The 22,740-nt window shown below is 68.8% G+C and carries 16 protein-coding genes; 10 read left to right on the top strand and 6 right to left on the bottom strand.

The window, feature by feature from the left end; all coding sequences use genetic code 11:
- The first annotated feature begins 156 nt into the window (after positions 1-156).
- The 5 genes from leuS (at position 157) to rsfS (ending at position 5,991) form a co-directional block, all read left to right on the top strand.
- The gene (leuS, locus tag ABIE51_RS06725) at positions 157-2,922 is read left to right on the top strand and encodes a leucine--tRNA ligase (RefSeq protein ID WP_192630143.1); all 2,766 of its coding nucleotides are present in this window, start codon (positions 157-159) and stop codon (positions 2,920-2,922) included.
- A gap of 269 nt (positions 2,923-3,191) precedes the next feature.
- On the top strand, positions 3,192-3,767 hold the full coding sequence (locus ABIE51_RS06730; RefSeq protein ID WP_115840864.1) for an LPS-assembly lipoprotein LptE: 576 nt from the start codon (positions 3,192-3,194) through the stop codon (positions 3,765-3,767).
- Positions 3,767-4,834 (top strand): DNA polymerase III subunit delta, encoded by a 1,068-nt coding sequence (gene holA, locus ABIE51_RS06735; RefSeq protein WP_192630144.1) that lies wholly within the window; start codon positions 3,767-3,769, stop codon positions 4,832-4,834. Before ABIE51_RS06730 ends, holA begins: the two co-directional genes overlap by 1 nt.
- The gene (nadD, locus tag ABIE51_RS06740) at positions 4,765-5,523 is read left to right on the top strand and encodes a nicotinate-nucleotide adenylyltransferase (protein ID WP_502913260.1); all 759 of its coding nucleotides are present in this window, start codon (positions 4,765-4,767) and stop codon (positions 5,521-5,523) included. Before holA ends, nadD begins: the two co-directional genes overlap by 70 nt.
- 39 nt (positions 5,524-5,562) lie before the next feature.
- Positions 5,563-5,991, top strand: a complete 429-nt coding sequence (gene rsfS, locus ABIE51_RS06745; RefSeq protein ID WP_157029676.1) for a ribosome silencing factor — start codon at positions 5,563-5,565, stop codon at positions 5,989-5,991.
- A 97-nt stretch (positions 5,992-6,088) separates the two neighbouring features.
- Here the strand turns inward: rsfS and ABIE51_RS06750 are convergent, their stop codons facing one another.
- Entirely contained in the window at positions 6,089-7,639 is a 1,551-nt protein-coding gene (locus tag ABIE51_RS06750; protein ID WP_192630146.1) for an alkaline phosphatase PhoX, read from the bottom strand.
- A gap of 130 nt (positions 7,640-7,769) precedes the next feature.
- Here ABIE51_RS06750 and rlmH point away from each other — a divergent pair, with 130 nt between their 5' ends.
- On the top strand, positions 7,770-8,240 hold the full coding sequence (rlmH, locus tag ABIE51_RS06755; protein WP_192630147.1) for a 23S rRNA (pseudouridine(1915)-N(3))-methyltransferase RlmH: 471 nt from the start codon (positions 7,770-7,772) through the stop codon (positions 8,238-8,240).
- Positions 8,241-8,325: 85 nt separating this feature from the next.
- On the opposite strand, the gene ABIE51_RS06760 is transcribed toward rlmH, so the two are convergent.
- The 4 genes from ABIE51_RS06760 to ABIE51_RS06775 form a co-directional block, all read right to left on the bottom strand.
- The gene (locus ABIE51_RS06760; RefSeq protein WP_192630148.1) at positions 8,326-11,874 is read right to left on the bottom strand and encodes an autotransporter outer membrane beta-barrel domain-containing protein; all 3,549 of its coding nucleotides are present in this window, start codon (positions 11,872-11,874) and stop codon (positions 8,326-8,328) included.
- A 169-nt stretch (positions 11,875-12,043) separates the two neighbouring features.
- Positions 12,044-12,718, bottom strand: a complete 675-nt coding sequence (locus ABIE51_RS06765; RefSeq protein ID WP_192630149.1) for an energy transducer TonB — start codon at positions 12,716-12,718, stop codon at positions 12,044-12,046.
- A 166-nt stretch (positions 12,719-12,884) separates the two neighbouring features.
- The gene (locus ABIE51_RS06770; RefSeq protein ID WP_157029680.1) at positions 12,885-13,079 is read right to left on the bottom strand and encodes a hypothetical protein; all 195 of its coding nucleotides are present in this window, start codon (positions 13,077-13,079) and stop codon (positions 12,885-12,887) included.
- Between the two features lies 1 nt (position 13,080).
- Positions 13,081-13,830 (bottom strand): SIMPL domain-containing protein, encoded by a 750-nt coding sequence (locus ABIE51_RS06775; RefSeq protein WP_115840857.1) that lies wholly within the window; start codon positions 13,828-13,830, stop codon positions 13,081-13,083.
- 140 nt (positions 13,831-13,970) lie between these two features.
- On the opposite strand from ABIE51_RS06775, the gene ABIE51_RS06780 reads away from it, so the two are divergent.
- The 4 genes from ABIE51_RS06780 to tldD all read left to right on the top strand — a co-directional run bounded on the left by ABIE51_RS06780 (position 13,971) and on the right by tldD (position 22,059).
- Positions 13,971-14,594, top strand: a complete 624-nt coding sequence (locus ABIE51_RS06780) for a Maf family protein (protein ID WP_192630150.1) — start codon at positions 13,971-13,973, stop codon at positions 14,592-14,594.
- Between the two features lie 136 nt (positions 14,595-14,730).
- The gene (gene rng, locus ABIE51_RS06785; RefSeq protein ID WP_192630151.1) at positions 14,731-16,224 is read left to right on the top strand and encodes a ribonuclease G; all 1,494 of its coding nucleotides are present in this window, start codon (positions 14,731-14,733) and stop codon (positions 16,222-16,224) included.
- A 174-nt stretch (positions 16,225-16,398) separates the two neighbouring features.
- Positions 16,399-20,259 (top strand): YhdP family protein, encoded by a 3,861-nt coding sequence (locus ABIE51_RS06790; protein ID WP_192630152.1) that lies wholly within the window; start codon positions 16,399-16,401, stop codon positions 20,257-20,259.
- A gap of 357 nt (positions 20,260-20,616) precedes the next feature.
- Positions 20,617-22,059 carry a metalloprotease TldD gene (gene tldD, locus ABIE51_RS06795; RefSeq protein ID WP_115840853.1) on the top strand — a complete coding sequence of 481 codons (1,443 nt, stop codon included), beginning with the start codon at positions 20,617-20,619 and terminating at the stop codon, positions 22,057-22,059.
- 65 nt (positions 22,060-22,124) lie between these two features.
- Here tldD and yjgA read toward each other — a convergent pair whose 3' ends face one another.
- Positions 22,125-22,703, bottom strand: a complete 579-nt coding sequence (gene yjgA / locus ABIE51_RS06800) for a ribosome biogenesis factor YjgA (protein WP_192630153.1) — start codon at positions 22,701-22,703, stop codon at positions 22,125-22,127.
- Positions 22,704-22,740: the final 37 nt, after the last annotated feature.

The following is a 22,740-nucleotide window of genomic DNA, read 5'->3' on the forward strand; positions in this document are numbered from 1 at the left end:
TCCCCTGGAACCGTCGATTGAAGCACACGGGCGCGGGCGCGAAGGAGACCTGCGGCGCAGCTTCCGGCGCCGATCGCAGGCCGCGCCGGCCTCGCGTGGCGGGCCTTGCTGCGCTGCGGTAGGCTTGGCGGTTCTTTCCCCCGCCTTCCGAACGCCGTGTCCGCCGAAGCCGCAAACGAAACCCGCCCCTACGACCCGCAGGCCATCGAGGGCGATGCGCAACGCTTCTGGGAGGGCACGCGCGCCTTCGAGGTGAACGAGGCGTCGGACAAGCCCAAGTACTACTGCCTCTCGATGCTGCCGTATCCGTCGGGCGCGCTGCACATGGGCCACGTGCGCAACTACACCATCGGCGACGTCATCAGCCGCTACAAGCGCATGACCGGCCACAACGTCCTGCAGCCGATGGGCTGGGACGCCTTCGGCCTCCCGGCCGAGAACGCCGCGATCAAGAACAGGACCGCGCCGGCGAAGTGGACCTACGCCAACATCGCGCACATGAAGGCGCAGCTGCAGCAGATGGGCTACGCCATCGACTGGTCGCGCGAGTTCGCCACCTGCCAGCCGTCGTACTACGTGCATGAGCAGCGCATGTTCGTGCGCCTGATGAAGCAGGGCCTGGCGTACCGCAAGAATTCGGTCGTGAACTGGGACCCGGTCGACCAGACCGTGCTGGCCAACGAACAGGTGATCGACGGCCGCGGCTGGCGCACCGGCGCGCTGGTGGAAAAGCGCGAGATCCCGCAGTGGTTCCTCAAGATCACCGACTACGCGCAGGAGCTGCTCGACGGCCTGGACGCGCTGCCCGGCTGGCCGGATGCGGTCAAGACGATGCAGCGCAACTGGATCGGCCGCAGCGAAGGCCTGGAAATCCGCTTCGACGTGGTCGACGGCGACGGCAACGCGTTTGATCCGCTGCACGTGTTCACCACGCGCCCGGACACGCTGATGGGCGTGACGTTCGTGTCGATCGCCGGCGAGCATCCGCTCGCGCGCCTGGCCGCAGAAAAGGATGCCGAACTCGCCGCGTTCCTCGACGACCTGAAGAAAGGCGGCGTCACCGAAGCCGAGCTGGAAACGCAGGAAAAGCGCGGCCGCTACACCGGCCTGAGCGCGATCCACCCGATTACCGGCGAGAAGATGCCGGTCTACGTCGCCAACTTCGTGCTGATGAACTACGGCACCGGCGCGGTGATGGCGGTGCCGGGCCACGACGAGCGCGACTGGGAATTCGCGCGCAAGTATTCGCTGCCGGTGCGCATGGTGATCGTGCCGCCGGAAGTGCGCGACGCGGTGAACGAGATCGCCGGCGACCTCGCCAAGCACGAGGACGCGATGAGCAGTGCGCTCGGCGAAGGCGCATCGGCCGACGTGTACGGCACGACGGCCGCGGTGCAGGTCGTCAAGGAATTCGAACGCCGCATCCAGGAAGAGGGCGCGTACACCGAACGCGGCTGGCTGGTGAATTCGGGCGAATTCGACGGCATGGATTTCCAGCAGGCGCTGGACGCGTTCGCCACGCGTTTCGAAGCCGACGGTCGCGGCCAGCGTCGCGTGAACTACCGCCTGCGCGACTGGGGCGTGAGCCGCCAGCGTTACTGGGGTTGCCCGATCCCCGTCATCCTGTGCGCCAAGTGCGGCGACGTCCCCGTGCCGGAAGACCAGCTGCCGGTCGTGCTGCCGGAAGACGTCGCGTTCTCCGGCGTCACCTCGCCGATCAAGTCCGACCCCGAATGGCGCAAGACCACCTGCCCGCAGTGCGGCGGCGCGGCCGAGCGCGAAACCGACACCTTCGACACCTTCATGGAGTCGAGCTGGTACTACGCGCGTTACACCTCGCCAGGCGCGCAGCAGCAGGTCGACGAACGCGCGAAGTACTGGACGCCGGTCGACCAGTACATCGGCGGCATCGAGCACGCGATCCTGCACCTGCTGTATTTCCGCTTCTACCACAAGCTCATGCGCGACCAGGGCCTGGTCAACAGCGACGAGCCGGCGACGAACCTGCTGACGCAGGGCATGGTCATCGCCGAAACCTTCTATCGCGATCACGAAGACGGCTCGAAGGACTGGATCAACCCCGCCGATGTCGAGGTCATCCGCGACGAGCGCGGCCGCATCACTGGCGCGACGCTGAAGGCAGACGGCAAGCCCGTCGTCATCGGCGGCACGGAAAAGATGTCGAAGTCGAAGAACAACGGCGTCGATCCGCAGCTGATGGTCGGCAAGTACGGCGCCGACACGGTGCGCCTGTTCTCGATGTTCGCCGCACCGCCGGAGCAGTCGCTGGAGTGGAACGAAGCCGGCGTCGAAGGCATGGCGCGTTTCCTGCGCCGCTTCTGGCGCGAAGTGGTGACGCACGTGTCGCAGCCGGATCATCCCGATGTCGCAACGCTGCTCGCCACCGGCGCGCAGCTCGATGCCGCGCAGAAGACGTTGCGTCGCCAGCTGCACGAGACGATCCAGAAGGTCGGCGACGACTACGGCCGCCGCCACAGCTTCAACACCGCGATCGCCGCGCTGATGGAGTTGCTCAACCACGTGTCGAAGTTCGACGACATGAGCGATGCCGGTCGCGCCGTGCGCCACGAAGCGCTGCAGGCGATGGTGCTGCTGCTCAATCCGGTGACGCCTCACGTCTGCCACGCGCTGTGGCAGGCGCTGGGTCACGCGGAAACGCTGCTGGAGGACGTGCCGTTCCCGGTCGCCGATTCCGCCGCGCTCACGCGCGACGCGGTGACGCTGGCGGTGCAGGTCAACGGCAAGCTGCGCGGCACGATCGAGGTGCCGGTGAACCTGGACAAGGCGGAGGTCGAACGCCTCGCGCTGGCCGAACCGAACGTCGCCAAGTTCATGGAAGGCCTGACGGTGCGCAAGGTGATCGTGGTGCCGGGGAAGATCGTCAACGTGGTCGCGGGGTAGCCGCCTTCGGCGGCTTCCTGGCCGAATCTGGTGCGCAGGTAGCGGCTGCACCCGCGCACATCGTCATCCCGGCGAAAGCCGGGACCCAGGCCAGGAGCGGTGCACTTAGCGCGGCCCCCGGCCTGCGCCGTGATGGCGGGAACGTGACGGCGGAATCAGCAACGACGCCGAATTCCCCCTGCGCCGTGGACACTGCGCGCCTACGCGTGATGAATGAACCCGTCGCTCCGCGGCTTGCCCGCGCTGGCAGCCTCCTCCAGACTTCGCCCATGACCCTTCGTTCCCTGCTCAAGCGCGCCATCCCCGTCGCCCTCGCGTTGACCCTGACGGCCTGCGGCTTCCATCTGCGCAGCGCGCTGGTGCTGCCGCCGGATCTCGGTCCGGTCCGCGTCGTGTCCGTGGACCGCTACAGCCCGCTGGCCGAATCGCTCGCGCAGGCGCTCACGCGTGCCGGCGCCGTTCCCGCCACCGAGCGCACCACCGATGCCACCGTGCTCGACCTGATGGCCGAACAGTGGGGCGATCGCCCGATCAGCCTGGACGAACTCGGTCGCGCGCAGGAGTACTCGCTGCGCTACGCGGTCACGTTCGAACTGCGTCGCCCCGATGGCACGGCCATCGTCCCGCGCCAGACGATCGAGCTGGCGCGCGATTACGTGTCCAACCCCGTGCAGGCCATCGGTACCGAAGGCGAGCGAGAGATCCTGCAGGGCGAAATGCGTCGCGAAATGGTCGCCTCCGTGCTGCGCCGCCTCGACGCGGTGGCGCGCCACGCCACGGCTGCGGCCGCCGCCGCGCCGACCGAAGTCACGCCGCCGCCGACCTCGGACACGACCACGCCCTGATGGAACTGCGACCGGAGCAGCTCGTCGCGCAGCTTGGCCTCGACCGGCCCGAGCCCGCCGCGCTGCATCCGGCGTACCTGATCGCCGGCCCCGAGCCGCTGCGCGTCCTCGAAGCCGCCGACGCGGTGCGCACCGCCGCGCGCCGGGCCGGCATCGCCGAGCGCGAGGTGTTCGAGGCCGAAGGCAACCAGCGCGAACCCGACTGGAACGCGTTGTCGGCGACGTTCCGTGCGCCGAGCCTGTTCGCCAGCCGCCGCCTCGTCGAACTGCGCCTGCCCAGCGGCAAGCCGGGCAAGGAAGGCGCGGAAGTCATCGCCGATTTCTGCGCCGATCCGCCGCAGGACGTCACGCTGCTGATCACCGCCGGCGAGTGGAGCAAGCAGCACGGCGGCAAGTGGAGCGAGGCGATCGGGCGTATCGGCCAGGTCGCCATCGCGTGGCAGGTCAAGCCGCACGAGCTGACCGACTGGATCGAGAAGCGCCTGCGCGCGCGCGGCCTGCGCGCCGAACACGATGCCGTGCAGAGCCTTGCCGAGCGCGTCGAAGGCAACCTGCTCGCGGCCGCACAGGAGATCGACAAACTCGCGCTGCTGTCCGACGGACAGACGCTGGATCGCGAACGCATGGCGCAGCTCGTCGCCGATGCGGCGCGCTACGACGTGTTCCGCCTCGTCGATGCGGCGATGAACGGGCAGGGCGCGCAGGTGTCGCGCATGCTCGCTGGACTTCGCGCCGAAGGCGAAGCCGTGCCCGGTCTGCTCGGCATGATCGTGATGGAACTGCAGCGCGCCGCGGCGCTCGCCCGAGTGCAGGCACGCGGCGGCAATCTCGCCTCGGAATTCAAGGCGCAGCGCATCTGGGATTCAAAGCAGCCGATGTACAAGCGTGCGCTGGCGCGTCATGCCTCGCCGCGCTGGGACGCGTTCGTCGCCGAAGCCGGCCGCGTCGACCGCATCGCCAAGGGCCGTCCGCGTTACGGCGAGGAACCCGTCGATGCATGGCTGGCGCTGGAGCGCCTGCTGCTCGCCGTCGCCGAACCGCGCGCGGCGCGCCTGCTGGTCGGCTGACGCCACGGCGCATGGGCCTGCGCGTCTACTACGGCGGAACCTTCGATCCGGTGCATGCGGGCCATCTTTCGGTCGCCTGTGAAGTGCGCGACGCGCTGGGCGCACAGGTTTTCCTCGTGCCTGCCGCCGATCCGCCGCACAAAGACGCCACGCACGCCGACGCCGATGCGCGTGCGCGCATGCTCGACCTGGCCATCGCCGGCGAGCCGGGTCTGAAAGTCGACCGGCGTGAACTTCATCGCGACGGACCGTCGTACACCGTCGACACGCTGCGCGGGCTCCGCGCGGAACTCGGCCCGGAAATGCCGCTGGTATGGATGATCGGCGGCGATTCGATGCTGCAACTGAACACCTGGCACCGCTGGCGCGAGCTGTTCGACCTGGCCCATGTGCTGGTGGTCGCGCGGCCGGGATCGCACCTGGAGCCGGTCGCCGTCGCCGCGGCAGCGCCGGAGATCGAAGCCGAGATCGGGCCGCGTCGCCGCCCCGCCGAAAGCCTGAATGGCGCGCCGGCTGGCGGACTGGCCGTTTTCCCGCTGCATCGTGAACGCCCGGAGTCGTCCACCGAGCTCCGCCGTCGCATGGCCGCCGGCGAGCCGTGGGAGGCGGGCGTCCGGCCGGCCGTGGCCGAATACATCCGCCGCCATGGGCTGTACGGCGTCCGGGGCGTCACGCCGGCTTCGTTATAATCCCCGGGCACTGCAATCCCCCAAGAGAGCCATCGCCCCTTGAGTACCGAAGCGCAAGTCATCAAGACCCGCCTGCCCAACCCGCCGCCGCCGGTGGATGTCCTGCTGAAGACCGTGCATGCGGCCGTGGAGGAACTCAAGGCGCGCGATGTCACCGAAATCGACGTGCGCGGCAAGAGCAGCGTTACCGACTACATGGTCATCGCTTCGGGCACCTCGACCCGGCACGTGAAGTCCATCGCCGACGAAGTCGTCAAGTTCGCCAAGAACCTCGACGTCCAGCCGCTGGGCGTCGAAGGCGAGCGCGAGGCCGAATGGGTGCTCGTCGACCTGGGCGACGTCGTGGTGCACGTGATGCTGCCGCGCGTGCGCGAGTTCTACGCCCTCGAGCGCCTGTGGACGGTCGGCGACCAGCCGCCGGAAGCGGAAGAGGACGAAGTCGAGACGGACGCCGAAGGGCGTTTCTGACGACTCGCGTCCGTCACGCTTGAACGAGAACGGCGCCGCGAGGCGCCGTTCTCGTCTTCTGCATGCTCCGCACGTTCCGCGCGATGCGGCGTTCGGCTCACAGATGCCCGCGTTCCCACGGCCCGGTGATCGCGAAGGTAATGCCCGGCGTCTGGATGTTCACGAACATCGTGCGGCTCCAGGGATCCCAGCAGGCGCCGCAGAACTCGCTGTCGCGATAATCGCCTTCGGCGATCGTCTTGCCGGCGTTGCCGATCTGCGTGGACGTCAGCTCGATGTTGTTCTTGCAGAAGTAGAACGACTCGCCCTGGCGCGTGAGGCCGATGAGGCGCGCGCCGGGGCCGTATTCGTCCGGGCTCTCGCCGCCGTCCTCGCACAGCAGCACGCCGCCGCGCGCGCTGACGGTGATGTTGTCGGGATTGTGCGCGGCGAGCTGGTTGCCGCTGACGAAGAGTGCGCGGATGCGCTGCGTCACCAGATCGAGCACCCACACCGAACCGTTGCCGCGACCGCGGCGTCCCTGATCGTCCACGCCGGTGCTGGTGTCGACGATGAACATCTTCCCGTAGCTGTGCCAGATGCCTTCGCCGCGGCTCATGCGCAGCGCGCCGTCGGCCCAGGCCTGCGCGAACGGACCGCTGAGCGTTTCGCCCGCAGAGATATCGGGGAACCCCGCCGGCGCGACGATGCTGTCCAGGTCCGGATCGGCGATGTCGACCCACTCCAGGGCGTACTCGTCGCCGATCTTCGCCACCGTCAGGTCGGCATTGCGTTTGCCGCGCACACGCGCGGCCTGCAGGCGGCCGCCGTGTTCGAGCGAGCCGTAGCGGCCGGCGCGATCGTTCGGGATGAAGCGGTACAGGCCCGCCTTGTTCCGGTCGTCCTCGGTGAGATAGACGATGCCGGTGCGCGGATCGACCGCAACCGCTTCGTGGCTGAAACGCCCCAGGCCGACGAGCGGGCGACCGCTGGTGCGTTCGGCGTCGGCATGCACTTCGAACACATAACCGTGCTTGCGGCCGGTGCTGGATGCAGCGTCCGTCTTGATCTCCTCGCAGCTCAGCCACGTGCCCCACGGCGTCGGACCGCCGGCGCAGTTGACCAGCGTGCCGCCGAGGCTCGCCTCGATGCCGTGCCATTCGCCGTTGCGATGCGTGAGCGTGGTCGTGCCACCGCCCGCGCGCTGGCCGCCGCCGATATCGCCAGTGTCGTACATGCCCGGCGCGTTGATCGGCGTGGCGCCGCCGCGTTCGTGGTTGCGGATCAGGACCAGCTCGTGGCCGTGTCCGTGACCATTACCGCGGCCATCGCGATCGAAGCGACCGCGACCGGGTTTGCGCACCGCGACGACCGCCATGCCGTCGTGGCGATCGGGGCAGGGTTGGCCATCGCTCATCACGTCGCCCGACCAGCCGAAGGAGCGGTAGCTGAAACCGCGCGGCAACTGCAGCAGCGGCAGCCCCGTGCTGCGATCGGCGACGGGGGCGAGCGGACCGTAGCGGCTCGGAATCGGCGACAGGCGGGTCGGATCGCCGCCGGCGAGCGCCTGGCGCGTGTACAACGCGCCGAGCGTACCGATGGCACCGACCGCCATCGCGGCGGCGCTGCCTTTGAGAACCTGGCGGCGGGAGGAACCGAATGCGTCCATCTGCATCTCCTGCGGGGCTGGGGGAAGCCCGAATGCTGGGAGCGCGGGATGGCGTTTCGATGACACGCGCGCGTCAACGCGGCGGATCGTGACGCAGCGCGGTTACCATCTCACCGATGGACGCGAAACCATGAAAGCCAAGTTGATCGCCGTCGGCGAACGCGCGCCGCGCTGGGTCGCCGAGGGCTTCGGCGAATACCAGAAGCGGTTGTCGCACTGGTTGCCGCTGGAGCTGGTGGAAGTGGAGCCCGGCCTGCGCGGCAAGGGTCGCGATGCCGTGCGCGCGATGCAGGACGAAGGTGCGCGCGTGATCGCCGCATTGCCGAAGAATGCACTGGTGGTGACGCTGGATGGACGCGGCAAGCCGTGGTCCTCGGAACAGCTCGCGCAGCGGCTCGAACACTGGCGTGCACAGGGACGCGATCTCGCCTTCCTGATCGGCGGCCCCGAAGGCCACGCGGCGGACGTCATCGCACGCGGCGACGAATCGTGGTCGCTGGGTCCGCTCACGTTGCCGCACATGCTGGTGCGCCTGGTCGCCGCAGAACAGCTGTATCGCGCGGCGGCGTTGCTGGCGAACCATCCGTACCATCGGGCGTAACGCCATCGCGCGAACGCGTCGCGCATCGGCAAGAAGCCACCCCGATCGCTCGGGGTGGCTTCGATGTCGCTTCAGCAGTGGACGGTTACCAGCGGTAGTTCAGGCCGAGCTGACCGGTCACGTCCCGATAGTCGCGCGCGCCATACACCAGGCCCAGGTTGCCCCAGCCCATCCAGCCGCCGCCCAGCTGCGCCTGCAGGCCCAGCTTGGTCTCGTAGCGATCGCGCGGCCATTGCAGTTCGAGCGTGGTGTCATTGAACGACATCGCATTGCGGTCGTTGTCGTGCCACCAGTTCAGCGTGACGAACGGCTGCACGACGTTCTGCTGCGTGTTTGCCGCATGGCCGTAGAAGCGCACGCCAACACGCGTGGTCAGGCCGCCGGCTTCCACGTCGTCGACCCGCGTGCCATTGCTTTCGCGATGCTGCGATGCCGAATAATCGGTGAAGATCGCCTGCGCCTGCGGTTCGATGAAGAAACGCGTGTTGCCGCCGTCGTTGAGCGCGAAGGCATAGCCCGCTTCCATCGACGCCGCCCAGGTCGACGCGTTGTAGCGCTCTTCGGCCAGGTAATCGCCCTGCACCTTGTTGTCGTATCGGCCGTATTGCAGCCAGCCGTCCAGGTAAAGGCCACTAGCCGCGGTAGCGTCGGCGAACCAGGTGCCATACACGCCCAGGTTGTAGCCGATCACCTTGCCCTTGCTGCGCCAGTCGAGCAGGGACGAGGCCACGTCGGTATCCGCGCGTCCGGTACCGCCCATCACGCCGACGTGGAAGCGGCTGTCGTCGTTCCAGCGGGCGATCTCGCCGCCGATCTGCAGCACCGACACGTCGGTGCCGGCGTCCAGCTGGCCTTCGCCCGTCGTGCCGTCCATCTGGTTGCGCACGACGCGTACCCACGCCGCCGAGGTGCGATCGTCATCGCCGCGCTGGCCGAGGTTCGCTTCGCCCATGCGATCGTGCATGGAGTGCTCGAACATGCCGACCGACGCGGCCTGGTTGGCCAGGTATGCGGCGGGCTCGGGGCGGTAAAGCGGTGCGGACGGTTGCGGAGCGACCGGCGAGATCGGCGTCGGATCCGGCGCCACCGGCGTTGGGTCGGTCGGCGCAATCGGATCGGCCGGGGTTACAGGATCCACCGGTACCACCGCAGCTGCCGAACGCAGATACCAGTCGCCGTCGGCAGGCGTTGCCACCCCGCCCTTGTAGAGCAGGTATTCGTACGCGCCGGCGCTCGCGCGACCGGCAAGCGCGAAGGTGCCGTTCGACGCCCCGTCGACCTGGACGACCTGGATGCCGTTGACGGTCTGCGCACCGGTGCCACCGGCATTGGTGACGGTGACGTCGGTCCAACCAGCGGTATCGCCGTGGACGACGAGCTTGTCCGTAGCCGAAAAATCGCCGCCAAGCGCAGTGTTCAGCGTGAGGCGACCGGCGTCGCCGGTGTAGTTGCCGTTGACCACAAGCTGCTTGAACGCGCCGCCGGCCGGCGCGGTGAATGCGACGGTTCCGCCGTTGTGCATCGAGGCGACGACCGAATTGCCGGTCAGCGTCCAGAGGCTCGTGGCGTCGAGGGTCGCATTGTTGGCGTTGAAGGCCGTTCCGGTAAGGATCGATCCATTACGCAGATTGAAGTCGAGAATGCCCCCAGGCAGCGCGGCGAGATCGCCTCCCGTCTGCACGTCGTCGAGATTCAGCGACAGTGCGGAGTTCGGATTGACCCGCGCCAGTACCCCGTTGTCGCTGGCGATCTGTACGCCGCTGGCCAGCGTCACGGTTCCCTTGCCGGAGACCGCGCCGACCGTGGCATCGGCGGAATGCAACGCACCGCCCGTCACCACGACGGTCGCCTCGGCATCCAGCGGCGACGGCGCGGCTTCGAAGCCGATCGCGTTCCGGCCCGCTTCGACCGTGGTGTTCGTCAGGGTTGCAGACGCTCCGCCGCTGAGTGCGACACCCGCTCCGTGCGCGCTGACGAGGGTGGAGTCCGTTGCCTCGAATGCGGCGCCAGGTTGGTTGGCATCGAGCGTGGCCGCGACCGCGGCGTGGTTGTATGGCGACGTACCCTGGTTCTCGATCCGCGAGCCGTTGGCGACGCGAACGATGCCGCCCGATAGGGCGGCGGCACCCGCCGCGTCGCCGCCGCCGGTGACCACGACCTGCACGTGATCGCCTTCAACCACGCTGTCCTGCCCCCAGGCCACGAGGCCATCCGCGCCATCGCCGTGCGTCGCGATATTCGTGTCCGCGATCGTGATCCTGCCTGCCGGCCCTGCGAGCACGCCACGCGCCCCGGCGCCATCGGTGGTCACGCTGCCGCCAGCGACATCGATGCGGCTGTCCGTACCCGAGGCCGAGACGCCGATCGCGCCTTCGCCTATTGTTGAAATGCGCACGTCCCGTGCCGTCACGTTGCCACCTTGGTACGCGTCGATTGCGCTGGCGCGTTCACCTGTCGTGGCAACACTTCCACCCGTCACCTCGATGCGGCTGCCGGGATCGATGGCCGAAACGCCGAAGGCCAGCTTGCCCCGGGTGCTCACGGCGGCGTCCACAAGGCGCGCGGATCCGCCCTCGTACGTCAAAACGCCATAGGCATCCTCGCCGGACGTGGCAATGGTCGCGCCCTGAGCCGCAATCGTCGCGCTGGTCGCGGCGACGACAGCGTCAGCGAGATAGCCGGACGTCGTTACTTCGGAGCCATCGGTGAAAACACGCGCCGCATCGTCGGCCACGATGCCGTTCGCGCGATCGCCGCTTGTCGTGATGGTGGAGTTGCCGACGACGGCAGTGCTGCCGGTTCCGGTGGCGAATACACCCAGGCCGGATTCGCCGGAGGTGCGGATCGTGGTGTTTTCGGCTTCGACCGTGGCACCGCTGCCGATGCCGATCGCGTTCGCGCTGAATCCTTCCGTTTCGATGGCGGCGTCGCGGATCGCGACCTTCGCGTTACCGACCGCGAGCACGCCCAAGGCGGTGGCACCGGCCGTGGAAATCTCGGTGCCGGAGATCTGCACGAGCGTGTCCGCATCCTGCGCCCACACGCCGTGCGCGTAATTGCCCAGCGTGCTCACCGAGCCCCCAACGAGGTTGAGACGACCGCCGTTCTGGACGATCGCACCCGCGATCGGCGCGTCGTTCGTGCCCGTCCCGCTCGCCAGGATGGCAACGTCGCTGGCCTCGATCGTCCCCGCGTCCGCCATCAATCCCGCGGCGAATGCGGCGCCCGTGCTCGTGACGCTGCCGCCGGAAAGACGGACAAGGCCGCCGTCCGCGGCGGCGACGGCGATGCTGCCGTTTCCGCTGGCACGCACCTTCGAGTTGCTCAGGTCGATCGTGCCGCCGGTGTACGCGAGCGTCGTCATCGTCTGGTCGCCCGCGGAACGGGCGTTCACGCCACTGCCGGTGATGCTTCCGGTCGTGACGGTACCGGGTGCGAGCTCACCGGCCGTCGCAAGCATCGCGATGCCGTCGATGCCGCTTTGCACGCCGGTGTCGAAGGTCTGGTTGTTGGCTTGCAGGTCTTCGCCAATGGCAACCAGCGAGGTCGCCTGGGAACTGACCGGTGCGGCGACGGTGATGGCGAGATACAGCGCGAGCACGAGCGGGCGCTGCTTCGGTGAATGGAACTTCATTGACACTTCCTGGTGGAGTCGGAACGGAGGGACACGTCCGCACCGGAAGTGGTCAGACGTGCCGGCGGTCGTCGTGTCCGGCGACCGGCCGCGCAGTCTGGAAGTCAATGTCGCGACGCGAAATGCGAAAAATCGCTAAGAGTTTTCCGACACTACGCCGCGCGGTTTCCTACAGCTTGAACTCGATCGGAAGCCGACCCAGCGCCTCCACCGCGCGTCCATCGCGCATCGCCGGGACGAAGGTCCACTTCGACAACACCGTGCGGCGCGCGGCTTGGTCGAGCACGCGATGGCCGCTGCTGCGCACGATACGGACGTCGAGTGCACGGCCGTCAGTGCCGACGAGGATTTCGAGTTCGACCGTGCCGCTCAGGCCGGCGCGCATCGCTTCGGCGGGGTAGGTCGGCGGCGGTGCACGCAGCGCCTGGAGTTGCGCGATGGAGGACGACGTGGCGGGTTCGACCGTCGTGGTGCCTTCGTCGACCGCGATGTCCGCCGCGTCGATCGCGATGTCGCCAGGTTGCGCATCGGCCACCGGCTGCTCGATCTGCGCGACGACAGGGTGCGTCTGCGGCGATGGCCTTGTTGTGGGCATCGGCGGCTTGCGCGTGATCTCCACGGGCTCGACCACCACCGGCGGAGGAATCGGCATGAGTTTCGGCAACTGGACGATGGTGATCGCGTCGTCCTCGGGCCTGGGCGCGTCGAGCACGCGTTGCGAGATTGGGACCAGCAGTGCGAGCAGCAGGGCGCCGTTGATCAGCAACGTGCCGGTGCTGGCGGCGATGCGGCCGCCGTCGAGGGACTCGTGCGCCTTTGCAGGAAAGTGGATCGCGTGTGCCATGGCCGAACCTCCTGGGGTGTGCCATGGCTCGAACGTGCGGAGGCGTTCGATGGGGTTCGTTCGTCAAGAAAAATTGCAACGCGAATGCGCATCCAGCGCGACGCTCCCCGGTCGGGCAAAAGAAACGGGCCCGCAATGCGGGCCCGTCGGGTACAGATGCTGCCGATCAGCGCTTCGGTTCGTCCGGTTCCGGTCCGGTTTCCGCCTCGCGGTCCAGCCCGCCCTCGTCGGGGTTGGGCTTGTCGCGTCGCTTGGGGTAATGCGCGTCGCCGTGATCGCGCGGCTCGGTCTCGGCATAGCCGGGATTGCGGCCGGGCTTGGGGTCGGCGGCGGGCGGAGCGGATTTTCCGGACTGGGGCATGTCAGTTTCCGAGTTCGAACACGACATCCAGATTGACCGACAGGACGTTTTCGCCCGGTGAGATCGGCGTGGATTCGGCGCGATCCATGGCCTTCATCGCCATCATCGGCATCGGGCGCGGCGGGGCGAAGCTGCCGCCTTCGCTGATGCTCACGATGCGGCGCACTTTCTTGCCCAGCGTCTTGGCGTACATCTCGGCGCGGGCCTGTGCCTTCTCGACCGCCGCACGACGGGCCTCGTCGTAGGCGGCTTCCTTCTTAGCATCGTCCAGGTCGAAGGTCGGGCCGTTGATCTGGTTGGCGCCGGTGGCGACCAGCGCGTCCATGATCTTCCCGAGCTTGGCGATGTCGCGCACGGTGATGTTGACGTTGTTGATCGCCTGGTAGCCGGTGACCTTCGGCGGCTGGTTCTCGCCGTACTGGTACTGCGGGTTGAGGTTCACGCCGCTGGTCTGCACGTCGCGCTCGGCGATGCCGGCGGCCTTGATGGCCGCGACGACCTTCGCCATCTGCTCGGCATTGGCACGCATGGCGGCGTTGGCGTCGGCCGCCTGCGTCACCACGCCGGTGGACAGCGTGGCGATGTCCGGCGCGCGGCGCGCCTCGGCCTGCGCCGACACGTTGAGCAGCGTGCCTTCGGTGGCGACGTAGGGCGTGGTCTGGGCGGGGCTCACGGCAGGCAGGGTTCCGAAGGCGAGGGCGGCGGCAAGGACGAGCGGGCGCAGCGCGAAACGCGGGGACTTCTGGGGCATGACAACTCCTTGGGTGGGAAGGGCCGTCTGCGACGACCCTCAGGTTCTTGGTGATCCGGTGAACGATCCGTGAGCCCGGTCAGGGTTGAGGATGATGCCGCGACTCTGTGGCCCAGTCAGCGCGGGTTATGCTTCCCGACATGCTGTATCTCGCCTCCAAATCACCACGTCGTCGCGAATTGCTGGGCCGGCTCCTGTCGGGCCGGCCGGGTTCGGAATTCGGCCTTCTCGACATCGACATCCCCGAACACCCGCAGCCCGGCGAACCCGCCGAGGACTACGTGCGCCGCGTCGCGCGCGAGAAAGCCGGCGCCGGCCTGCTGCACGTGGTCGGCAACCCGTCGGCCATCGTGCTGGGGTCCGATACCGAAGTCGTCCTGGACGGCGAGGTCTTCGGAAAGCCCGCCGATGATGCAGATGCCGCGTCGATGCTGCGTCGATTGGCCGGCCGCACGCACCAGGTCATCTCGGCCGTGTACCTCGTTTCGGCGGGGCGCGAGCTGCATGCCGTGTCGAAGTCCGACGTCACCTTCGCCGAGCTGACGTCCGCGCAGATCGACGCCTACGTGGCCAGCGGCGAGCCGCACGGCCGCGCCGGGGCGTACGCGATCCAGGGGCTGGCCGAGGCCTTCACCGTGCGGCTGTCGGGCAGCTACTCCGGCGTGATGGGGTTGCCGCTGTACGAAACCGCCACGTTGCTGCGCGAGTTCGGCCTGCTCGACGACGGCGTTCCCGAACCGGAAACCGCGGATGCCAGCCGATGACGGACGACGTTGCGATGCCGCGCCAACGCCGTCCGGAACCCTTGAACCACACCCGCATTTCCACCGACATGGCCGAATCGATCCGCGTTTGTCCGTCTTCCTTCGTGCCATGGAACAACGACCGGGGAGCTGCCGCATGAGCGAAGAGATCCTCGTAAATGTCACCCCGCGCGAAACGCGCGTCGCCGTCGTCGAGAACGGCATGCTGCAGGAGCTGCACATCGAACGCGGCTGGCGTCGCGGCGTGGTGGGCAACATCTACAAGGGCCGAGTGCAGCGCGTGATGCCCGGCATGCAGGCGGCGTTCGTCGACATCGGGCTGGAGCGCGCGGCGTTCCTGCACGCGGCCGACATCGTCAAGCCCACGCCGGTCGCCGAAGGCGACGGCGCCGGCGAGGACGCGCCGCTCCCGCCCACGCCGACGCGGCCCATCGCCGAACTGCTGCGCGAAGGGCAGGAAATCGTCGTACAGGTCGTGAAGGATCCCATCGGCAGCAAGGGCGCGCGACTCACCACGCAGCTGAGCATCCCCTCGCGCTATCTCGTGCTGTTGCCGCGCACGCGCGTGGTCGGCGTGTCGGCGCGCATCGAGGACGAAGGCGAACGCGCGCGCCTGAAGACGCACATCACCTCGCTGTCGCCGTCGGGCGACGGCCACGGCTACATCGTGCGCACCAACGCCGAGGGCCAGCCGGAAGAGCAGCTCGCCGAGGACGTCGCCTACCTCGGCCGCGTGTGGGGGCTGATCGAGGAACGCGCCCGCAATGCGCGCGTCGGCGAACGCGTGTACGAAGATCTGAACCTGCCGCTGCGCGCCGTACGCGACCTGATGCGCAAGGATGTGGAAAAGGTGCGCGTGGATTCGCGCGAGACCTGCGAGCGCCTGCGTGTGTTCGCCGCGCAGTACATGCCCGGGCTCGACGAGAAGATCGAGCACTACACCGGTGCGCGTCCGATCTTCGACCTGTACGGCGTCGAGGACGAAATCCAGCGTGCCCTCGACAAGGAAGTGCCGTTGAAGTCCGGCGGCTACCTGGTGATCGACCAGACCGAGGCGATGACGACGGTGGACATCAACACCGGTTCCTTCCTCGGCCAGCGCAACCTCGAGGAGACGGTGTACCGCACCAACCTCGAAGCCGCGCAGTCCGTCGCGCGCCAGCTGCGCCTTCGCAACCTCGGCGGCATCATCATCATCGACTTCATCGACATGACCGACGCCGAGCACAAGCGGCAGGTGTTGCGTCAGCTGGAGAAGTCGCTCGCGCGCGACCACGCCAAGACCACGGTGTACGAGTTCTCGCCGCTGGGCCTGGTGGAAATGACGCGCAAGCGCACCACCGAGAGCCTGGAGCGCCAGCTCTGCGAGCCCTGCCACGAATGCGGCGGCCGCGGCACGCTGAAGACGCCGGAAACGGTGACCTACGAGATCTTCCGCGACATCGTCCGCCAGGTGCGCCAGTTCGACGCGCCGCGGCTGATGGTGATCGCCTCGTCGAAGGTCGTGGCCCGCATTACCGACGAGGAATCGGCGGCGGTGGCGGAACTGGAGGAATTCCTGGGCAAGTCGATCCGCTTCCAGGCGGACGACCAGTACGCGCAGGAGCAGTTCGATGTCGTCCTGCTGTGAGTTCCACGGCGGGGCAGGGGCAGGGGAGAGGTCGGTAACGCTGTGTTGGCGGAACGGGTTGGACAATGGCGTCCGCCGTGTGCCTGCCCGTGCCCGCGCGTCCGCCCTGGCGGATCGCGCGGCTGAACCGTTTTCCCGTTTCCGTTCATCCCGCCTGGACCGTAGCTGACCGCCATGCCCACCCCGTTGCGCCGCCGCATGCGCATCGCCCGTCGCGGACTGGGCTATCTAGTCGCGCTCTCGCTGGTGCTGATCGCGCTGGTGCTGGCCGTGGCGAGCCAGGTGCTGCCACTGGCGGAGAGCAATCCGCAGCGCGTCGCCGCGTGGCTGAGCGAGCGTGCCGGGCGACCGGTGACGTTCGATCGCGTGGAAACCGCCTGGACGCGCCGCGGCCCGCTGCTGCGACTGGACAACCTGCGCATCGGCGCGGGCAAGCAGGCGTTCACGGTGGGCGACACGGAAATGCTGGTGTCTGTGTATGCCGGCCTGCTGCCGGGTCACGCGTTTTCCGAATTGCGCCTGCGCGGGCTCGACCTGACGCTCGAACGCGCCGCCGACGGCCGCTGGCAGGTGCGCGGCCTCCCGGGACAGGAGCAGCCGCAGCAGAATGATCCATTCGCCGCGCTCGAAGGCCTCGGCGAGCTGCAGGTCATCGACGGCAAGATCACGGTCATCGCGCCGAACCTCGGCATCGACGCGCACGTGCCGCGCATCAACCTGCGCCTGCGCGTGGACGGCCCGCGCGTACGTGCCGGCGTCCGTGCGTGGCCGAGCGTGAACGTCGCCGGTGCGGCGTCTTCTCCGCTGGACACGGTGCTCGACTTCGATCGCGTGAAAGGCGACGGCCGCGCGTACATCGGCGCGCGTCGTGCCGACCTGTCCGCCTGGGCGCCGCTGCTGCAGGTAGCCGGCGTCGGCAGCGAATCCGGTGAAGGTCGCGCCGAAGCGTGGGCCGAACTGCGCGACCACCGCATCACGCAGGTGACCGCCGACGTCGCACTTGATCGCGTCGGCCTGCGCGGTGCGCCGCTCGCCGGCGGCGCGATCCCGCGTGTCCAGTTCGCGCGCGTCGCGGCGCTGGCGCGCTGGCGTGTCATCGACGGCGGCTGGCGCGCCGACGCGAAGACGCTGCGCATCCAGACCGGCAACGATGCGCAGACACTCGATGGCCTCGTCGTCGCCGGCGGCGCGCGCTATGCGCTGCTCGCCAATCGCATCGATGCCGGCCCGCTGCTCACCGCGGCCTCGCTCAGCGATCGCCTCGATCCCGGCCTGCGCACGTGGCTGCACAACACGCGTCCGCGCGCGTCGCTGCAGGACGTCGAAGTGACCGGCGTGCGCGGCGGCGCGCTGCGCGCGCAGGCGCGCATCGGCGCGTTCGGTTTCGACGCGGTCGGCAATGCGCCGGGCCTGAGCGGCCTGGCTGGCCAGTTCCTCGGCGATGCCGATGGCTTCTCGTTGCAGTTCGATCCAGCATCGCCGATGCGTTTCGACTGGCCGCGCGGCTTCGGCGTCGTGCACACCGTCTCGCTGCAGGGTTCGATCGGCGGCTGGCGCGAAGGTGCGGGCTGGCGCATCGGCACGCCGGATCTCCACGTGAAGGGGCAGGGCTTCGGTGTGCGCGCACGCGGTGGCTTGTGGTGGCAGGGCGACGGTTCGCGTCCGCGCATCGATCTGGCCGCCGACATCGACGAAGCGCAGGTGCCGGTCGCGAAGGGCTTCTGGATCCGCCATCTCATGGCGCCCAAGGTCGTCTCGTGGCTCGATTCGGCGCTTGTCGGCGGTCGCCTGCACGACGGGCACGCGGTCGTCTCGGGCGACCTGGACGACTGGCCGTTCCGCGATCGCAATGGCCTGTTCGAAGCGACGGCGAAACTCGAAGGCGCCATCGTGAAGTTCCAGCCCGACTGGCCGGCCGTGGAGGGCCTCGACGCGGACGTCGCGTTCATCGCCGACGGTTTCACGGTGCAGGGACACGGCCGCATCGGGGATGTCGCGATCCCCCAGATCCGCGCGGCCATCGACCACTACCGGGACGGCGACCTCACCGTGCAGGCGCAGGGCAATGCCGACGCCGCGGCACTGGTGAACCTGCTGCGGCACAGTCCGCTGCAGAAGGAAAACGCCGACACGCTGAAGAACATCGTCGCCAGCGGCCCGGCCCGCGTCGGCTTCGACATGGACATGCCGCTGCGTCCGAACCAGCAGACGGCGATCAAGGGCACGGTGCAGCTGGACAAGGCGAAGCTCGCCGACCCGCGCTGGAAGCTCGCCTTCGAACAGGTCAGCGGCAAGGCCGAATACGCGCGTGGCGGCTTCCGCGCCGACGGTCTGAAGGTGCTGCACGAAGGCCAGCCCGGCGCGCTCTCGCTGCGCGCCGGCAACGACTTCGTACGCGACAAGACCAACGTGTTCGAAGCGGGCCTGGACGCGCAGATGTCGGCGAAGGAACTGCTCGATCGCGCGCCGGAACTGGCCTGGCTGAAACCGCACGTCGATGGGCGTTCGGCATGGACCGTCGGCATCGCCATTCCCAAGGCCGCGCCCGGCAAGACCGCGCCGACGTTGCTGCAATTGCAGACCAACCTCGTCGGCACCGCGCTCACGCTTCCGGAGCCATTGAAGAAGGCCGCGAGCGAATCGCTCGCCACGTCGGTGGAAACGCCCTTGCCGATGGGCAGCGGCGACATCCGCGTGAACCTCGGCAACGTCATCGCGGTGCGCGCGCGCAGCGTCACCGACGCGGCCGGCAAGAGCCAGACCGGCGTACGTCTCGCGCTGGGCACCAACCGCGTCGACGACGTGCCGCCCGCGCGCGGTCTCGTCGCGACGGGACGTGCGGCGGAACTCGACGCGATCGACTGGATCGCGCTGCTGGAAGGCGGCAGCGGTGGCGATGGCCTCGCGCTGCAACGCATCGACGTCACCGCGCAGAAATTGAACCTGCTGGGCGGCGTGTTCCCGGAAACACACCTGGTCGTCGTTCCTGCCGCGAACGGCGCGACCGCCGTGCAGGCCGAAGGCGCCGCGCTGGAGGGTGCGGTGCTGATTCCCGCCGGCGATGGCGCGACGATCGCCGGCCGTTTCGACCGCATGTACTGGCGCGCGCCGAAGCGCCCGGCGCCGCCGGCCGGTTTGCCGACGCCGCCACCGTCCGCGCCGACCGCCGACGACGATTTCAACCCCGCGAAGATCCCGCCGCTGACGATCGACATCGCCGACCTGCGTGTGTCCGACGCACGCCTGGGCGATGCGAAGCTGCGCACGCAGCCGACCGCGACCGGCATGCGCATCGAGCAGGTGCAGACGCGCACCGACAAGCAGCGCATCGACGCCAGCGGCGACTGGGACGGCCGCGGCGCGAGCGCACGCACGCAGCTGGACGTGAAGATCGACAGCCAGGACCTGGGCAACCTGCTCGCCGGCTTCGGCATGGGCCAGCAGCTCGGTGGTGGCGTCGGCACGATGCACTTCGCGGCCGGCTGGGCGGGAAGCCCGGCGGCGTTCAACGTCGCCACGCTCGACGGCAGCCTGGAAGCCGAGATCCGCGACGGCCGCCTGCTGGAAGTCGAACCCGGCGCCGGCCGCGTGCTCGGCCTGTTGAGCCTCGCGCAGCTTCCGCGTCGCCTGATGCTGGATTTCCGCGACTTCTTCAACAAGGGCTTCGCCTTCAACCGTGCCGGCGGCAAGGTGAACTTCACCGGCGGCATGGCGCGCAGCGACAACCTGTCGATCGACGGCCCGGCGGCGTCGATCGGGATCCGCGGCGAGGCGAACCTGCGCGCGCAGACCTTCGACCAGGCCATCGAAGTGCGCCCGAAGGCCGCCAATCTCCTGACCGTGGCCGGTGCTATCGCGGCCGGTCCAGTGGGCGCGGCGATCGGCGCGGCCGCCAACGCGGTCCTGCAGAAGCCCCTCGGCGAGATGGCCTCGCGCACGTACCGCGTCACCGGCCCGTGGAAGGAGCCGAAGGTGGAAGTGGTCAGCGGGCAGTCGGGGCAGGCGAAAGCCGCGGAACCACCGCCCGAGGGGTGAGGCGACGCTGCTCGCGAACTACTGGTTCGCGCGTCGCCGAACGCCCGAACGCCGTGCGTTCGGGCCGGGGAGTCCGCCGCGGCAGCGTCCGGGTAGGCGACGCCGGCATTCCCCCCACCTCCACCTCGACCCCGTCATCCCGGCGAACGCCGGCACCCCGGCCTCCAAGCCTTCAGTCCCCTGCAACCCTGAATTCCCGCATGCCGGCGCCCGGCCTCGTCCGTGAACCCGTTGCGTTGGCTCGTTGTGCCACCATCTCCTTCCTGACCTCCCGCCGCCGCCGCCCGGGGCTTTCCCCGGCTGAAAACGCGCACCGTGCGCCCGCGGCCGCCCCCGTTCCGCTTCCAGAGATCCCGCATGACCCTTCCCATCCAGATCGCCGAAAACCGCCTGCTGCTGCCCGCCGGGCTCGACGCGGGCGGCCTCGAACGCACCTTCGGCACGCTGCTCGGCCCGGGCGTGGATTTCGGCGACCTGTATTTCCAGCACGCCCGTCGCGAGAGCTGGACCGTCGAGGACGGCATCGTCAAGGACGGTGCGCATTCGATCGAGCAGGGCGTTGGCGTGCGCGCGATCAGCGGCGAGAAGACGGGCTTCTCCTACTCCGACGAAATCAACACCCAGGCGCTGCTGACCGCGGCGAAGTCGGCGCGCGCCATCGCACGCGACGGTTCGGTGCAGGCGCCGCACGCGCTGGTGCGCGGCGGCGGGCGCGAACTGTACGTGCCGGAAGATCCGATCGACGGCTACGCGAACGAAGCCAAGGTCGAAGCGCTGCGTCGCATCGACCGCATGCTGCGCGCGGCCGATCCGCGCGTTCGGCAGGTGATGGTGTCGCTGTCGGGCGGCGTCGACACGATCCTCGTCGCGCGCAGCGACGGCCTGCTCGCCGCCGACGTCCGCCCGCTGGTGCGCCTGAACGTGCAGGTCATCGTCGAACACAACGGCCGTCGCGAGAGCGGCTATGCCGGCGGCGGCGGTCGTTACAGCTATTCCGAACTGCTCGATGGCGACAAGCCCGAGACGCTCGCGCGCGAAGCGCTGCGCGTGGCGCTGGTGAACCTGGAAGCCGTCGACGCGCCGGCCGGCGTGATGCCGGTGGTGCTCGGCAACGGCTGGACCGGCGTGCTGCTGCATGAAGCGGTCGGCCACGGCCTGGAAGGCGATTTCAACCGCAAGGGCACGTCGACGTACGCCGGCCGCCTCGGCCAGCGCGTCGCCTCGCCGGGCGTGACCATCGTCGACGACGGCACGCTGCCGGGACGTCGCGGTTCGCTCAACGTCGACGACGAAGGCACCTCGACCAACTGCACGACGCTCATCGAGGACGGCGTGCTCGTGGGCTACATGCAGGACACGCTCAACGCGCGCCTGATGGGCATGGCGCCCACGGGCAACGGCCGTCGCGAGTCCTTCGCGCACCTGCCCATGCCGCGCATGACCAACACCTACATGCTCGCCGGCAAGGACGACCCGGAAGACATGATCCGATCGGTGAAGAAGGGCCTGTACGCGGTGAATTTCGGCGGCGGGCAGGTGGACATCACCAACGGCAAGTACGTGTTCTCGGCCACCGAGGCGTACCTGATCGAAGACGGAAAGATCACCGCGCCGGTGAAGGGCGCCACGCTGATCGGCAACGGTCCTGAAACCATGCAGCGCGTGAAGATGATCGGCCACGACCTCGCGCTCGACGAAGGCGTGGGCGTGTGCGGCAAGGACGGCCAGAGCGTGCCCGTGGGCGTGGGCCAGCCGTCGCTGCTGATCGACCAACTGACGGTGGGCGGTACGCAGGCGTGATTCTGGAGCGACAACCGGACACCGTTGCAGCCCGGGCAGGCGCAGCGCACCCGGGCTTCAGGATTTCAGCGCTCCTCGTCCTCGAACGACTCGTCCGCATCCTCGACGTCGTCATCGCCCGTCGTGCCACCCACGATCAACTCGCGCAGCGCCCGGTACAACTCGCGGAACGCGCGCGGCGGCTTGTTCTTGCGGCGTTCGTCCAGCGCGCTGCGCACGAGCGCGCGCAGGTGCTGGCGGTCGGCGGTCGGGTATTCGTCGAGCAGCTGCGCCAGCGCGGCGTCGCCGTCGGCGAGCAGGCGCTCGCGCCAGGCTTCCACGCGGTGCATCGCCGCGACTTCGCGCCGCGCGGCCTCGCCGTCCTCGTCGAGCGCGTCGCGGATCGCCTCCAGCACCTCGTCGTCCTCGCGGCGCATCTGCTTGGCCAGGAACGCCAGCTGGCGCTTGTGCGCGATGTGCGCGGTGATTCGCTTGGCTTCGCGGATGTGCGGCAGCAGCGAGTCCGGCACCGGGAGCTTGGCCAGCTGGGCCTCGGTCAGGGCGACCAGCTTTTCGCCCAGCGCCAGCACCTCGAGCGCCTCGCGCCGGTTCTGGCTGCGACTGGGGCTGAAGAATTCCCCGGTTTCCTCGTCTCTACCGCGCATGGCGCACCTGCTGCAAAAAGAACTGTCGGACGCGGAT

Origin of the sequence: Lysobacter sp. OAE881 (genome assembly GCF_040546665.1) — a bacterium.
In the GTDB taxonomy this organism is placed as follows: domain Bacteria; phylum Pseudomonadota; class Gammaproteobacteria; order Xanthomonadales; family Xanthomonadaceae; genus Lysobacter_J; species Lysobacter_J soli.